Origin of the sequence: Methylocella sp., assembly GCF_044226135.1 — a bacterium.
Lineage (GTDB): Bacteria > Pseudomonadota > Alphaproteobacteria > Rhizobiales > Beijerinckiaceae > Methylocapsa.
Genome location: NZ_JBGAHM010000055.1, coordinates 1 through 13,546, shown reverse-complemented (window position 1 = coordinate 13,546; position 13,546 = coordinate 1). Strand labels below are relative to the sequence as shown.

The 13,546-nt window shown below is 70.3% G+C and carries 14 protein-coding genes and 1 pseudogene; 7 read left to right on the top strand and 8 right to left on the bottom strand.

Annotated elements, in window-relative coordinates; genetic code table 11:
• The 4 genes and pseudogenes from ACILRB_RS15340 to ACILRB_RS15325 all read right to left on the bottom strand — a co-directional run.
• Positions 1 to 448: pseudogene (locus tag ACILRB_RS15340) on the bottom strand (hypothetical protein); the annotation flags it as partial.
• The gene (gene flgF / locus ACILRB_RS15335; RefSeq protein WP_395667167.1) at positions 445 to 1,170 is read right to left on the bottom strand and encodes a flagellar basal-body rod protein FlgF; all 726 of its coding nucleotides are present in this window, start codon (positions 1,168 to 1,170) and stop codon (positions 445 to 447) included. The pseudogene ACILRB_RS15340 and the gene flgF, both read right to left, overlap by 4 nt.
• Before the next feature lie 2 nt (positions 1,171 to 1,172).
• Positions 1,173 to 1,949: a DUF1217 domain-containing protein gene (locus ACILRB_RS15330; RefSeq protein WP_395667166.1), complete on the bottom strand. Its 777-nt coding sequence runs from the start codon at positions 1,947 to 1,949 to the stop codon at positions 1,173 to 1,175.
• A gap of 90 nt (positions 1,950 to 2,039) precedes the next feature.
• The gene (locus ACILRB_RS15325; RefSeq protein ID WP_395667165.1) at positions 2,040 to 2,954 is read right to left on the bottom strand and encodes a GNAT family N-acetyltransferase; all 915 of its coding nucleotides are present in this window, start codon (positions 2,952 to 2,954) and stop codon (positions 2,040 to 2,042) included.
• A gap of 237 nt (positions 2,955 to 3,191) precedes the next feature.
• Between ACILRB_RS15325 and ACILRB_RS15320 the strand changes: the two genes are divergently transcribed.
• Positions 3,192 to 4,001 carry a lysophospholipid acyltransferase family protein gene (locus ACILRB_RS15320; RefSeq protein WP_395667164.1) on the top strand — a complete coding sequence of 270 codons (810 nt, stop codon included), beginning with the start codon at positions 3,192 to 3,194 and terminating at the stop codon, positions 3,999 to 4,001.
• A gap of 33 nt (positions 4,002 to 4,034) precedes the next feature.
• Here the strand turns inward: ACILRB_RS15320 and ruvB are convergent, their stop codons facing one another.
• Both ruvB and ACILRB_RS15310 read right to left on the bottom strand, forming a co-directional pair.
• Positions 4,035 to 5,111 (bottom strand): Holliday junction branch migration DNA helicase RuvB, encoded by a 1,077-nt coding sequence (gene ruvB, locus ACILRB_RS15315; RefSeq protein ID WP_395667163.1) that lies wholly within the window; start codon positions 5,109 to 5,111, stop codon positions 4,035 to 4,037.
• A gap of 77 nt (positions 5,112 to 5,188) precedes the next feature.
• On the bottom strand, positions 5,189 to 6,091 hold the full coding sequence (locus tag ACILRB_RS15310) for a 2OG-Fe(II) oxygenase (RefSeq protein WP_395667162.1): 903 nt from the start codon (positions 6,089 to 6,091) through the stop codon (positions 5,189 to 5,191).
• A gap of 234 nt (positions 6,092 to 6,325) precedes the next feature.
• Between ACILRB_RS15310 and ACILRB_RS15305 the strand changes: the two genes are divergently transcribed.
• Positions 6,326 to 6,586 carry a hypothetical protein gene (locus ACILRB_RS15305; RefSeq protein ID WP_395667161.1) on the top strand — a complete coding sequence of 87 codons (261 nt, stop codon included), beginning with the start codon at positions 6,326 to 6,328 and terminating at the stop codon, positions 6,584 to 6,586.
• Positions 6,587 to 6,677: 91 nt separating this feature from the next.
• Here ACILRB_RS15305 and ACILRB_RS15300 read toward each other — a convergent pair whose 3' ends face one another.
• Positions 6,678 to 8,573 carry a chloride channel protein gene (locus ACILRB_RS15300; protein WP_395667160.1) on the bottom strand — a complete coding sequence of 632 codons (1,896 nt, stop codon included), beginning with the start codon at positions 8,571 to 8,573 and terminating at the stop codon, positions 6,678 to 6,680.
• Between the two features lie 130 nt (positions 8,574 to 8,703).
• Here ACILRB_RS15300 and ACILRB_RS15295 point away from each other — a divergent pair, with 130 nt between their 5' ends.
• The 5 genes from ACILRB_RS15295 to ACILRB_RS15275 all read left to right on the top strand — a co-directional run bounded on the left by ACILRB_RS15295 (position 8,704) and on the right by ACILRB_RS15275 (position 12,848).
• Positions 8,704 to 9,369 (top strand): 50S ribosomal protein L25/general stress protein Ctc, encoded by a 666-nt coding sequence (locus tag ACILRB_RS15295; protein ID WP_395667159.1) that lies wholly within the window; start codon positions 8,704 to 8,706, stop codon positions 9,367 to 9,369.
• A gap of 108 nt (positions 9,370 to 9,477) precedes the next feature.
• The gene (gene pth / locus ACILRB_RS15290; RefSeq protein ID WP_395667158.1) at positions 9,478 to 10,056 is read left to right on the top strand and encodes an aminoacyl-tRNA hydrolase; all 579 of its coding nucleotides are present in this window, start codon (positions 9,478 to 9,480) and stop codon (positions 10,054 to 10,056) included.
• Between the two features lie 597 nt (positions 10,057 to 10,653).
• Positions 10,654 to 11,751 carry a redox-regulated ATPase YchF gene (ychF, locus tag ACILRB_RS15285; protein WP_395667157.1) on the top strand — a complete coding sequence of 366 codons (1,098 nt, stop codon included), beginning with the start codon at positions 10,654 to 10,656 and terminating at the stop codon, positions 11,749 to 11,751.
• Between the two features lie 24 nt (positions 11,752 to 11,775).
• Positions 11,776 to 12,435 carry a 5,6-dimethylbenzimidazole synthase gene (bluB, locus tag ACILRB_RS15280; protein ID WP_395667156.1) on the top strand — a complete coding sequence of 220 codons (660 nt, stop codon included), beginning with the start codon at positions 11,776 to 11,778 and terminating at the stop codon, positions 12,433 to 12,435.
• Between the two features lie 179 nt (positions 12,436 to 12,614).
• Positions 12,615 to 12,848: a hypothetical protein gene (locus tag ACILRB_RS15275; protein ID WP_395667155.1), complete on the top strand. Its 234-nt coding sequence runs from the start codon at positions 12,615 to 12,617 to the stop codon at positions 12,846 to 12,848.
• Between the two features lie 152 nt (positions 12,849 to 13,000).
• Here ACILRB_RS15275 and ACILRB_RS15270 read toward each other — a convergent pair.
• Positions 13,001 to 13,546 (bottom strand): sigma-70 family RNA polymerase sigma factor (locus ACILRB_RS15270; RefSeq protein WP_395667154.1); only part of this gene is annotated, 546 nt, incomplete at its 5' end.

Genomic DNA, 13,546 nt, shown 5'->3' with positions numbered 1-13,546 from the left:
GCAGCGGCCCGAGCCCGTCGATCGGCGCGCCGAAGGCGTCGACGACGCGGCCCTTCCAGCTCCGGTCAGGCCAAAGCCGCAGCGGCCCGGCGCGGTAGACGCGCTCGCCAAGCCGCGTCAGCGCGCCGGCCTCGAAACTTTTCACACGCGCGAGTTCCGGGTCGATGCGCACGATTTCGCCGCGATGCGTCAGCCCGTCGGGGCCGCCGAAGCTGACGCAGTCGCCAAGCTCCACAAGATGCGACAGCCCGGCGACGCAGGCGTGCGACGGCGCGACTTCCGTGACTTCGCCGCTCACCCGAAGCAGCGGCTCGTCGCGCGCGCGCTCGATCGCCGCGGCGAGCCGGGCGAGCGGGCGCGGCCGGCTCGCCGGCGCGGCGGGCGACCGGGCGGGAGCGGGCGCCGCTCCGCCCTGCGCGGGGGGAGGCGCTTCGGCCGCCGCGCTCAAGATTGTCCGCCGAGCGTCTTGATTGCGCTCTTGAGCGAGCTTTCGGCGCCCTCGGTCGCGGCGTTGATGCCGTCGAAGGCGCGCGTGACCATGATGAGCTTGGCCATTTCGAGCACGGGATTGACGTTCGCGCCCTCGATGAAGCCCTGCGCCAGGCCGTTGTTCGAGAAATCGAGCTCGGCTTCGGCCGGCAGGTCGCTTTTCACGGCGGAGTTTTCGAACCGCGCGAGCTTCGCCTGCGGATCGAGGCGGAACACGCCGATCGCGCCGATCTGCCGCCCGTTCTGGGTGATCATGCCGTCCTGCGCGACATGCGGCGGCCCGCCGTCGGGGTCGAGCAGGATCGCCGTCGCGCCGGCGTCGAGCACCGGATAGCCGTCGACGCTGACGAGGGCCCCGCTCTCCTCCATGCGCATGCGCCCGTCCTTGGTGTAGACGGTCCCGGACGGCGTCTCGAGCGCGAGCCAGCCTTCGCCCTGAACGGCGACGTCGAGCGGATTGTCGGTCTTGATCGGCACGCCCTGGCGGCGCGAAATGAACGGCGCGCCGTTCGAGGAGAAGGCGACGGGCTCGGGCCCGGTCCGCGACACGAGGCTCTTGAACTCGACCTCCTCGGCGCGGTAGCCGGGCGTCGACATGTTGGCGATGTTCGAGGCGAGCGTGGTCAGGCGCCGGTCGAGCGCGACCTGGGCGGAGAGCGCGACGTAAAGGCCGGCCTGCATGGCTAGACGCCTCCGAGCTTGAGATTGGCGAGGCTCATCAGGAGGTTCTGGCTGATTTCGGGCTGCGTCACCTGCATCGCCGAGACAGGCGCCGTCGCCGCGCCGCCCGGATTCTTCATGTCGTAGCGGGCGGTGAAGCGCTCGATCAGCTTTTCAAGCTTGGCGGGATCTTGAAGGTCGGAGATCTTGAGGAGCGAATTGATCGTCTTCGCCTGCCGGTCGATGGTCTGCTGCGACGTCGAGGGCGACAGCCCGAAGGCCGTCTGCGTCACGCTCAGCAGCGTTTTGTCGCCGAGCAGCCCGTAGGCGCTCGTCACCGTCGGGGCGACGCGCCTGAAATAGAGCGCCATCTGCGCGCCGGCGTTCTCCTTGCCGACCTGCGTCTCGAGCGACTGCAGCAGATAGTCGGCCTTCGTCGTGGCGACGAGATCGGGCGAACCCGTCGCCGCCGCGCCCGCGCCGGCGAAGTCGAAGGCTTTGGCGAGCGCCTTGTAGCGCTGGTCGTTGAGCGTGTTGGCGAGGCTCGCGGGATCGGACGCGCCCTGCTCCAGCACCTTGCGGATCATGCCGCGGGCGTAGGCCATGTCGGACAGTCCGAAGGCCTTCAGCGCATAGGCGTAGACGCGCTGGTTCTTCATGAAGTCGTCGACCGACCTGATCGAGCCGATCGTCTTCTCGAAATAGGCCGTCTCGCGCTTCACGATCGGGTCGGACGCGGTCCTGGCGAGGGATTTGGAGAAATCCTTCGCCAGCATCGTGTAGGTGAGAGTCGCGTTCATGGAGCCGGACTTTCGCAGGGAAAAGCCCGGACAGTGTCCGCCCGGCGGCTTGCGCGGGGCTGGCGCGGCGTCGGCGCGCCGAAAAATCCGTCAGGCGAGCGCGCCGTCCGGCCGCTCCATCGGCGCGCCGAAATAGGCGGCGTAGCGCGCGGCGACTTCGGCGACGGGCATGACCGTGAACACGTCGATCGTGCCGAACTGCGGGTCGAGCACGGCGCCGTCGCCGAATTTGGCGCCGACGCGCAGATAGGCCTTGAGCAGCGGCGGCATGGCCGCGAGCGCCCGGCGCGCGTCGACCGCCTGCGCCGGCATCAGGTTCATCTCGATGCGGCGCCCCTCGGGCGGACGCACGCCCCATTCCGCGCCGGCCCCCGCGTGATGATGCAAAAAGCTCAGCGGCAGGGCGAGCGCTTCGGGGTCCGCCCCCGCAAGGCTGGCGCAGCCGATCAGCGCGTCGACGCGCTCGCGCTGCGCATAGATCCACAGGCCGCGCCACAAAAGCTCGACGACGCGTTTCGAGCGATAGCGCGCGTCGACGCAGGCGCGGCCGAGCTCCAGAAACCGCGTCTGCGGCCGTCGCGCGAGCAGCGGCGCAAGGTCGAACTCGCGCGCGCTGTAGAAGCCGAAATTGCGCGCCGCCGCCTCCTGCGTCAGCAGCCGGTAGGCGCCGACGACCCTGGGCTTGCGCCGCCCGAAGCGGTTGAGCGCCTCCATGTCATAGACGAGCAGATGTTCGCAGACGCGGTCGAAGGCGCAAAGGTCGCGCCGCGCGAGCCGCGAGGCGGCGTCGGGCTTCGCGCCGCCCTCCTCGAAGAACACGCGATAGCGCAGTTTCTGCGCCCTGCGCACCTCCTTGCGGGCGGCGGCGAGGCGGACCTCGAAGGCGCCGAAGCGGCCGAGCAGGGCCTCCTCGCCGCGACGGCGCGACGCGAAGGCGAGCAGGCTCGAGGGCGAAAAATAGGACGGCGCGGCCCCTTCGCGCGAAGGGTCGAAGCTGTGCGTCAATGGCCTGGTCCGCGCAAGGCCTCGCGCCGGCTCCGGCGGCGAGGCGGTGAGCCCGCGGCCGGCGTCTCGTCCGGCCGAAACGGGTCTAGGGCCGTGCGGCGAAGCTTTGATGACGCGCGCGCGGCGGATCGACGACGCCGCGTCCGTCGCGCGCCGGCCGGCGTCATGAAACTGCAAGGCCCGCGCCGTACAAGGGCGCAAGCCTCGCTTTGGGGCCCGCACGGTCCCGCACGCCCCATGACCTTCCTGCGCGCCTTGAAACTTCTGCTGGCGCTCGCCTACGGCCTTGGCGTCGTCTGGCCGGCGCGGCGGCTTGCGGCGCGCTCTGGCGCCCGCCTGTTCGGCCGCGCCGCGCTTTGCAGGGGGCTGCTCGACGCGCTGCGCGTGCGCGTGGTCGTTTCGGGGCGCGCCGCGCCGGGGCCGGTCCTGTTCGTCGCCAACCATGTGTCGTGGATCGACGTTCCGGCGCTGCGCCTCGCCGAGGATTTCTGTTTTCTCGCCAAGCGCGAGGTCGGACTCTGGCCGCTCATCGGCCGGGCGGCGCGCGCGCAGGGGACGGTGTTCGTCGACCGCAGGCGCAGGCGCTCCATTCCCGGGGCCAACGCCTTGATGGCGCGCCGCCTCGCCGACGGGCGGCGGATGCTGATGTTTCCGCAGGGCACGACGCTCGACGCCGACGCCGCGCCGCGCTTCTTCAGCTCGCATTTCGCGAGCCTGCGCGATTTTCTGGCGCGCGATCTGAGCGCGGGCCATGCGTTCGTGCAGCCGATGGCGATCTGCTATTCCTCGCCGGTCGCGCCCTGGCTCGGCGACGACGCGCTTCTGCCGCATCTGTGGCGCGTGCTGCGCGAAGGCGGCATGGAATGCCGGATCAGCTTCTGCGAACCCCTCGCCGTCGGGCGCGGCTTCGACCGCAAGGCGCTGGCGCGCGAGGCGGCCGCCCGCGTCGAGGCGGCGCTTCAGGCGACGCGGCGGGCGGATTCGCCCGCGCCGGAGCCGGCGGAGGGCGCGGCCGTGCTGGCGCTCGCCGGCGCGGCGCGGCCGTGAGCCGAGCGCTTCGCGGCCGGCGGCGCGCGGCGCTCAGCCGTCCGCGTCCGGCCCGGCTTCGGCCTCGAGGAAAAGCGGCGGATCGGCCGGGTCGCGCCGCGGCTCGGGCAGGCCGATGTGTCGCCAGCCGCGCGGGGCGAGCATGCGCCCGCGCGGCGTGCGCTGCAAAAATCCCTGCTGGATCAGATAGGGCTCGATGATGTCCTCGATCGCGTCGCGCGGCTCGGACAGCGCGGCGGCGAGCGTCTCGACTCCGACCGGCCCGCCCGAGAAGGAGACGGCGATGGTTTCGAGGAAGCGCCGGTCCATCTGGTCGAGCCCGACCGCGTCGACGTCGAGCAGGCGCAGGGCGCGGTCGGCGACGGCGCGGGTGATTTCGGGGTCGCCGTCGACGGCGGCGAAGTCGCGCACGCGGCGCAACAGCCGCCCGGCGATGCGCGGGGTGCCGCGCGCGCGCCGCGCGATCTCGTTCGCGCCTTCGGCGGCGATGGCGACGCCGAGCACGCGCGCGCCGCGCCGCACGATGCTTTCAAGCTCCTCGACCGTATAATAGTCGAGCCTGACCGGAATGCCGAAGCGGTCGCGCAGCGGCGTCGTCAGGAGGCCCGCGCGCGTCGTCGCGCCGACGAGGGTGAATTTCGCGAGGTCGATCTTGACCGAGCGCGCCCCGGGCCCCTCGCCGATCATCAGGTCGAGCTGGAAATCCTCCATCGCCGGATAAAGAATTTCCTCGACCGCCGGATTGAGGCGGTGGATCTCGTCGATGAACAGGACGTCGCGCTCTTCGAGCCCGGTCAGCTGGGCCGCGAGGTCGCCGGCCTTGGCGATGACCGGGCCCGAGGTCGAGCGGAAATTGACGCCGAGCTCGCGCGCCACGATCTGGGCGAGGGTGGTCTTGCCGAGGCCCGGCGGACCCCAGAACAGCACATGGTCGAGCGCCTCGCGCCGCGTCCGCGCCGCTTCGATGAAGACCTTGAGGTTGGCGCGCGCCGCCGCCTGCCCGGTGAACTCCGAAAGGCTCAGCGGGCGCAGCGAGGCGTCGGCGTCGTCGAGGCGCGGGTCCGGCGCGACGAGCCGGCGGGGGGCGGCGGCCCGGGGGGGAGAGGCCAAGGCTGAGCGTTCCCTTGAAGAGACAGGGGCCGCTTATAGCATGGAGCGCGCCGCGGCGCGCTCCATCGTGCAACCCCTTATTTCCCGAGCAGGGACTTGACCTTGCGCGCCGCGTCGAAGGCGACCGGCGGCAGCACGTATTTGGCGAAATTGCGCAGCCGTTCGGTGTCGTTCGACAACGCCTGGGTCGGAAACAGCGTGGTGTGGAACTCCGGGCCGTCGCCGTCGGCGCGGCCGTTCGAGTAGAAATAGGCCGCGGCCGAGCGGCGATGGCGTCCGTTCGGCGCGTCGACCGGATTGGGGTGGCCGTGCAGGCTCTTCGACGACTGGTAGAACATCACGGTGCGGCCGAACTCCGGCACGACGCGATCGACGCATGCGCGCGTTTCAAGGTCCCACAGCTCGAGGTCGCCGCCATATTCGAGCCGCCAGTCGCGGTTGAGGTAAGTGATGAACACCAGCCGGTTGTCGAGCTTCGTCACCGAATGCTGGTTGAAGTCGATGTGCATCGAGAACTTGCCGCCCGGCGGAATGTCGTGCAGGCCGCCGGCGTAGAGCTCGGGATCGGTCACGAGGCCCTCGATGCCGGTGACGGCCTCGATGAATTCGACGAATTCGCCCGAATAGATCGTGCTGAAATAGAGCTGGCTCGCCGCGCCGAGGCGGGTCTTGGGCGCCGAGCCGCGCTTCAGTTCGTTGGAATTGTCGTAGCGGCGCCATTCCGAGAATTTCAGCCGGTCGAAATCGGCGAGCACGAGTTCGAGCAGACGCGGATTGAACAGCCCGTCGAAGACGATATGCGGGTAGGGCGCGGCGGCGAAGAAGAGCTCCTTATATTCGGCGGCCTTTTTCGGCGTGGTCATCTCGCGGTTGAAGACGTCGTTGAGGCCGAGCGTCACGCCGTCGATCACGACATGATCGCCGGCGGGGGAGGTCGTCGGGGAGGCGGCGGGCGGCGCGAGCGTCACGGCGTCGGACATGCGAAAATTCCTCGAGAACGAAAAACAGCAGGAAAGCGCGGAACAGGCCTTTCAGGCGACAAAATCCGGCGCCGGGCCTGGATCGCGCCGGACGTCGTCGCCCTTGCCGAGGCCGCGCCGCTCTTGCCGAGGCCGCGCCGCCCTTGCCGAGGCCGCGCCCGGAAGCCGGCGACGTTCCGGGAGGAAACCCAGACGTGCCGGCAGAGGACCAGACGTGCCGGCAGAGGACCAGACATGCCGGCGGAAGCCGGAAACGGCGCGCCGGCCGGCGTCGACGGCCGGACGGGGCAGGTCATGGCGAGACCCGGCCAGGGCGTTGCGGCCGGCGGCGCGAAACCGCCGCGCGGCGGTTTCGTTTCGGGTTCGCCGCGTCCTGACAGGAAAGCACAGAACGCGGAGAACGTAAAATCGGGCCGGCTGATGGAAATCGGGCCGGGCTTCTCTTTGCGGGCGTCGCGCCGGCTTGGCCGGATCTGGCGACGCGGGAGATCATAGGCGAAGGCGCGCGCGCGTGATTGAGCCGACGCAAACCAGGCTGCGGCGTCTCGTCTCAGCCTTTCGGCGCGGGCCCGGTCACGTCCGGGGCTCACCGGCCGCCGCGGCGCGGCTCGCCGGCGAGTTCGCGCCGGGCGCTGTCGAGCGCCTGCGCGTAGGCGCGCAGCAAAGCGGCCTCGGTCATAAGGCCGACGGCGCGTCCGCCGTCGTCGACGACGGCGAGCGCTTCGCAGTCGGCGTTGCGGAACAGCCGCATCGCCTCCGCGGCGTTGGTCTGCGGCGCGAGAAACACGTCGGCGAGGCGCAGCGCGTCGCCCGCCCGCGCGCCGGAGCGCGCCGCCGCGAGCAGGCGCAGGTCCGGCGCGAAGACGAGGCCCCGATAGGCGTCCTCGGCGCCGACGGCGACGATCCAGGCTTGCTTGCCGGCCCCTTCGCCGATCCCTTCGCCGATCCCTTGGCCGATCCCTTGGCCGATCCCTTGGCCGGCCCACTGGCCGGCCCCGTCGCGGGCGCCTTTTTCGGCGTCCCCGCCGGCGCGCGCGAGCGCGGCCCCGGCGTCGGCGTCGACGGGCGCGCGGGCGAAGTCGCGGCGCATCAGCCGGCCGACCGTCAGGTCGCGCATCCAGCCGACGTCCTGCGCGGTGCGAATCGATTCGCCGCGCAGATGCAGCCGCCAGGTGGTGAAGGAATAGCCGAAGACGCGGCGCACGATCAGCGCGGAGAGCGTCGCCGCAGCCAGAATCGGCAGCGTCAGCGACAGGCTGCGCGTCATTTCGAGCGCGAGAAAAGCCATGGTCAGCGGCCCGCCGACGATGGCCACGGCGAGGCTCGTCATGCCGACGAGCGCGCTCGTCGCGCCGTCGAGCGGCGCATGCGGCGCGACGAACGGCGAAAGCTCCGCGGCGAGCCAGCCGGTCAGCGCGCCGATGTAGAGCGAGGCGAAGAACAGGCCGCCGCGAAAGCCCGAGCCGATCGAGACGGCGGCGGCGAGCGCCTTGGCGGCGACGCCGAAGGCAAGGACGGCGAGCGCCGGGCTTGTCTCCTGCAACAGCACATGCGTGGCCTCATGGCCCGAGGAGAGCACATGCGGCGAGGCGAGGGCGAGGGCGCCGACCGCGAGCCCGCCGACGACGGGATGGAGCGCGCCGGGCAGGCGGCTGCGCTGAAATCCCTTTTCGACCAGCGTCACCCCTCGCATCACGGCGACGCCGAACAGCGCGCAGAAGGCGGCGAGCGCGAGCAGAAGCCCCATGTCCGACAAAAACAGCGTCGGCGCCGGATCGGCGATCTTGACGAACTCCGGCGTCGCGCCGAGCGCCCGGGCCGCGAGCGCGCCGGCCACCGCCGCGGCGCCGACCGGCGCGAGCGCGGCCGGCGTATAGGCGCCGAGCACCAGTTCGAAGGCGTAGAAGGCGCCGGTGAGCGGCGCCGAAAAGGCCGCGGCGATGGCCCCGGCCGCGCCGCAGCCGACCAGCATGCGCAGGTCGGCGCGGCGCAGGCCGAGCTTCGCGCCCAGAAAGGAGGCGAAGCCCGCCCCCATCTGCGTATAGGCGGCCTCGAGCCCGACCGAGGCGCCAAAGCCGTTCGAGAGCGCCGTCTGGACGGCGATGACCGCGCTCTCGGCGAGCGACATGCGCCCGCCGCGCAGCGCGTTGGCCTCGATCGGGTCGACCGGCCGGCCGGGCCGCCAGCGCCGCACGATGAGGGCGGAGAGGCCGAGAATGACGCCGCCGGCCGCCGGAACCAGCGCGCGCCACGGCGAATCGAGCGCCGCCATGGCGCTGAGCCGCTCGTCGCCGTAAAGGCGTTCATGCAGAAACAGGGCCGTGCGCAGGATCGCCACCGCGAACACGCCGGCGCAGGCGCCGCAGAGGACGCCGAGAAAGATCAGAAAAGCTTCGCCGTCGCGCAGGGCGACGAGGAGACGCGCGCGGCCGCCGCGCCGTGCGGCGCGCGACGGAGCCCGCGGGGCGGCGTCCTCGTCCATGGCGCTGGCGCTCCCTGCTTCCGCCGCGCGGCGTTGCGTCGCGCGGCCGCCGCGGTTATAAGCCGGCCGGCGTCCCTTCCGACACCCCTGGAGGCGTGGACGCTCTTAATTTTCTTCAAGGATCAGCAAAATGGCCGAGATCAAGACTCTCGCGGCCACGATGCGCGCCGGGACCGGCAAGGGGGCCGCCCGCAGCACTCGTCGTGAAGGCCGCATTCCTGGCGTCATCTATGGCGGCGGCGACCCAGCCGAACCGATCGCGCTCGATTATCGCGAGGTCAACAAGCTCATCTACGCCGGGCACTTCCTCACGACGCAGTTCGAGATCGAGATCGACGGGGCGAAGCAGCGCGTCATCCCGCGCGACTATCAGCTCGACCCGGTCAAGGACCTGCCGCTCCACGTCGACTTCCTGCGGCTGAAGCCCGGCTCGACGCTCAAGGTCGAGGTGCCGGTGCACATCGTCAACGGCGAGGCCTGTCCCGGCGTCAAGAAGGGCGGCACGATCAACGTCGTGCGCCATTCGATCGAAATGCGCGTGCCGGCCGACGCCATTCCCGACGCGGTGACGGTCGACGCCGCGGCGCTCGACATCAATGATTCGGTGCATCTCGCGACGCTGCCGCTGCCGCCGGGCTGCCGCGCGACGCAGCCCGAGCGCGACTACACCATCGCCAACATCACGCCTCCGGCCGTGGTTCCGGAAGATCCGGCGGCGGCCGCCGCCGCCGCGGCCCCCAAGGGCAAGGGCGGCAAGGCCGCGCCGGCCGCCGCTCCGGCCGCCAAGAAGAAGTAAGCCCGGCCCGGGCGCCGCGCGCCTGGCGCGCCTGACCTTCGACGCCCGCCCCTCCGGCGGGCGTTTTTTTGATCCCCTCGGCTTGATCGCTTGGCAAAGGCGCGCGCCATGCTCCTCTTCGTCGGGCTCGGCAATCCCGGGCGGGACTACGCCAAAAACCGCCACAACATCGGATTCATGGCGATCGACCGCATCGCGCGCGATTATTCCGCGCCGCCGCTGCGGCAGAAGCATCAGGGGCTGGCGAGCGAGGCGCTGATCGGCGGCGAGCGCGTGCTGCTGCTCGAGCCGCAGACCTATATGAACGAAAGCGGCCGCTCCGTGAGCGAGGCGGCGCGGTTTTTGAAGATCCCCGTGAACAACGTGGTGGTGTTCCATGACGAGCTCGACCTTCCGCCCGGCAAGGTCAGGGTCAAGACCGGCGGCGGCTCGGCCGGCCACAACGGGCTGAAGTCGATCACCGCCCATCTCGGGCCCGACTACCGCCGCGTGCGGCTCGGCATCGGCCATCCGGGCGACAAGGCGCTCGTCACCCATTACGTGCTCGGCGATTTCGCCAAGTCCGAGGCCGGCTGGCTGGACGAACTCATGCATGTCGTCGCGGCCAACGCCCCGCTGCTGGCAAAAGGCGAGGACGACGGCTTTCAGACCAAGATTTTCAAGGACATGAGCGCGGCGGGGTTTTGACGGGCGGCGCAGCGTCTTCAGCGCCGCTCAGTCTGACATTCGTTCTTGCGATCTTCTTGCCTCGCGCATGACGCCGCCGCCGTGGCGGCGGCCTTCGGCGCATTCCTTTCAGATTGCGCCACGCCCGGGCCGGCCGGACGGCGGCGTCATGCGCGTCTCGCCGCAAGTCGCCCCTTGTCGCGCGTCGAGCCGGCGTCGCCAAAAGCCTGACGCGCGCGCCGGCGCCGCCGCCGGCGGTCGCGCCGACAGGCGCTGACGCGACGGACTCTGTTCCTGCGCCGCCAGCCCCGCCGCCTGACCCGATCGGCGACGTCGAGCCGGGAAAAGCGCAGGCTTTTACGCTCGCGAGCGCCGTCAACGCCCTGTGGAAAGTAGCGTTGGCGGGCAAAAAGACCGGCGAAACGGTCGAGGGATGGAAAAAGACGATAGAGGCTCTGGCGCCCTCCGCAGGGGCGATCCTCCGGTGGCTGCGGTCGTTTATGGGGGTTTGAGCTTGCGCGGGCCTTGCGCGGCTTGAGGCTGCGCCTTGCTTTTTTGGCCCGATGGCCGGATAGCACGCAGCGACGATTTCACGAGCTTTGCGAGAGCGCCTGACCGATGGGCTTCAAATGCGGCATCGTCGGCCTGCCGAACGTCGGCAAGTCGACTCTTTTCAACGCGCTGACGCAGACGGCGGCGGCGCAGGCGGCGAACTATCCCTTCTGCACCATCGAGCCGAACGTCGGCGACGTCGCCGTGCCCGATCCGCGCATCGAGCGGCTCGCGAAAATCGCCGGCTCGAAGGAGATCATCCCGACGCGGCTTACCTTCGTCGACATCGCCGGGCTCGTGCGCGGCGCCTCGAAGGGCGAGGGGCTCGGCAACCAGTTTCTCGCCAATATCCGCGAATGCGACGCGATCGCCCATGTGGTGCGCTGCTTCGTCGATGACGACGTGACCCATGTCGAGGGCAAGATCGCGCCTGTCGCCGACATCGAGACGATCGAGACCGAGCTGATGCTGGCCGATCTCGAAAGCCTCGAAAAGCGCGTCGTCGCGCTCGAAAAGAAAGCCAGGGGCGCCGACAAGGAGGCGAAGGAGACGCTCGATCTCGTCATGCGCTGCCTCGTTCTGTTGCGCGAAGGCCGGCCGGCGCGGCTCGCCGAAGTCAAGCCGGACGAACGCAAGCTGTTCAGTTCGCTGGGGCTTTTGTCGTCGAAGCCGGTGCTTTACGTGTGCAATGTCGAGGAGGCTTCGGCGGCCGAGGGCAACGCGTTTTCAGAAGCCGTGGCGGCGCGCGCGGCCGAGGAGGGCGCGGTCGCGGTCGTCGTCTCGGCCAAGATCGAGAGCGAGATCGCGGTCCTGCCGGCCGGGGAGCAGACGGATTATCTCGAGGCCGTGGGGCTCGAGGAGCCCGGCCTCAACCGGGTGATCCGGGCGGGCTACGACCTTTTGCGCCTGATCACCTATTTCACCGTCGGCCCCAAGGAGGCGCGGGCCTGGACCATTGCGGCCGGCACGCGGGCCCCGGCGGCGGCCGGCGTGATCCACACCGATTTTGAAAAAGGCTTCATCCGCGCCGAGACCATCGGCTACGATGATTATGTCGCCGCGAACGGGGAAGCCGGCGCGCGCGAGGCCGGAAAATTCCGGCTGGAGGGCAAGGAGTATGTCGTCGCCGACGGGGACGTGCTGCATTTCCGCTTCGCCAACTAAAGCCGGCGGCCGGGGGCCTGCCCGGTGACCGGGGCCGGGGCGGCGGAGGCGCCGCCCGTCTTCGACGAGGATTTTCTGCGCGCGCTCGACGCACTGTTTCGCTGGCGGCGCGACGTCCGCCGTTTCCGGCCCGATCCGCTTCCGGCCGGCCTGCTGGAGCGCCTGCTCGAAGCGGCCGCGCAGGCGCCCTCCGTCGGCGCCAGCCAGCCGTGGCGTTTCGTGTCGGTCGAGAGCGCGGCGCGGCGCGGCGACGTTCTGTCAAGCTTCCTGCGCTGCAATGAGGCGGCGCTGAAAAGCTACGAGGGCGAGCGCGCGCGTCTCTACGCCAGCCTCAAGCTCGCGGGGCTGAAGGAGGCGCCCGTCCATCTCGCCGTCTTCTGCGACCACGCCGCCGCGGCCGGGCATGGCCTCGGCCGGGCGACCATGCCCGAGACGCTCGACTATTCGGTCGTCGCCGCCGTCCACGCCCTGTGGCTCGCCGCCCGCGCGCGCGGCCTTGGGGTCGGCTGGGTGTCGATTCTCGATCCGTTCGAGATCGCGGCGGCGCTCGAGGTTCCGGCCGGCTGGAAGCTCGTCGCCTATCTCTGCGTCGGCTATCCGCAGGAGGAGCACGCGGACCCGGAGCTTGAGCGCGCCGGCTGGCAGGCGCGCCTTCCCGGCGCGGCGCGGCTCCTGCGGCGCTGACCGGCGGGCGAGGCCCGACGACGGGCTCATCGACGCGCAGACCGGCGCGAGCTCAGGGATCGACACGCGCGCGCCGATCCGCCGACGCTTTGTGCGCCGCCCTTATGAAACAAAAGCGCCCGCCGCCGCGTAATAGCCTGCGACGGCCGCCCCGGCCGTCCGCAACCGGAGCAGGGATCATGTTGAAGCAGGCTCTTTTCGCCGCCGTCCTCGGCGCGGCCGTGTCATGCGGCGCCGTCGCGCAAGCCAAGATGATGGAGGTCGACGTCGTGAAGTCGCAGGAGGTGACCTTCGCCGACGGCACGAAGGGAACCGTCTATCTGGTCAAGATGGACGGCCACATGATGGTCGCGCTGCCCGAAGGCAAAATGCCCGACGCCTTGCATCAGCAGCTGTTTCGTTCGAGCCAGTGACGCCCGGCGGCGGCTTCAGGCCGCCGCAGCCCCGGCGCTCTGGCGCGTCATCCGGCCGGATCGACCGATCCCGGTCGAAAAGATGACGCGCGGGCTTTGAAGCTGGCGCGATGTCTGATCGACCGGATGTCGCCATCCGGTCGGACGCCGTCCTAATTGTCCAGAAAGCTGCGCAGCTTGCGCGAGCGCGACGGGTGCTTCAGCTTCCGCAGCGCCTTGGCCTCGATCTGGCGGATGCGCTCGCGCGTCACCGAGAACTGCTGGCCGACCTCCTCCAGCGTGTGGTCGGTGTTCATGCCGATGCCGAAGCGCATGCGCAGCACGCGTTCCTCGCGCGGCGTGAGCGAGGCGAGCACCCGCGTGGTGGTCTCGCGCAGGTTGGACTGGATCGCCGCGTCGATCGGCAGGATCGCGTTCTTGTCCTCGATGAAGTCGCCGAGGTGGGAATCCTCCTCGTCGCCGATCGGCGTTTCGAGCGAGATCGGCTCCTTGGCGATCTTGAGCACCTTGCGCACCTTTTCGAGCGGCATGGCGAGCTTTTCGGCGAGCTCTTCGGGCGTCGGCTCGCGGCCGATCTCATGCAGCATCTGGCGCGAGGTGCGCACGATCTTGTTGATCGTCTCGATCATGTGCACCGGGATGCGGATGGTGCGGGCCTGATCGGCGATCGAGCGGGTGATCGCCTGCCGGATCCACCA

Coding starts and splice junctions, on each gene's coding strand:
- pth (WP_395667158.1), top strand. CDS start 9,478: ATGCTCCTCTTCGTCGGGCTCGGCAATCCCGGGCGGGACTACGCCAAA.
- ACILRB_RS15295 (WP_395667159.1), top strand. CDS start 8,704: ATGGCCGAGATCAAGACTCTCGCGGCCACGATGCGCGCCGGGACCGGC.
- ACILRB_RS15310 (WP_395667162.1), bottom strand. CDS start 6,091: ATGTCCGACGCCGTGACGCTCGCGCCGCCCGCCGCCTCCCCGACGACC.
- ACILRB_RS15320 (WP_395667164.1), top strand. CDS start 3,192: ATGACCTTCCTGCGCGCCTTGAAACTTCTGCTGGCGCTCGCCTACGGC.
- ACILRB_RS15275 (WP_395667155.1), top strand. CDS start 12,615: ATGTTGAAGCAGGCTCTTTTCGCCGCCGTCCTCGGCGCGGCCGTGTCA.
- ychF (WP_395667157.1), top strand. CDS start 10,654: ATGGGCTTCAAATGCGGCATCGTCGGCCTGCCGAACGTCGGCAAGTCG.
- ACILRB_RS15305 (WP_395667161.1), top strand. CDS start 6,326: ATGCCGGCGGAAGCCGGAAACGGCGCGCCGGCCGGCGTCGACGGCCGG.
- ACILRB_RS15330 (WP_395667166.1), bottom strand. CDS start 1,949: ATGAACGCGACTCTCACCTACACGATGCTGGCGAAGGATTTCTCCAAA.
- flgF (WP_395667167.1), bottom strand. CDS start 1,170: ATGCAGGCCGGCCTTTACGTCGCGCTCTCCGCCCAGGTCGCGCTCGAC.
- ACILRB_RS15300 (WP_395667160.1), bottom strand. CDS start 8,573: ATGGACGAGGACGCCGCCCCGCGGGCTCCGTCGCGCGCCGCACGGCGC.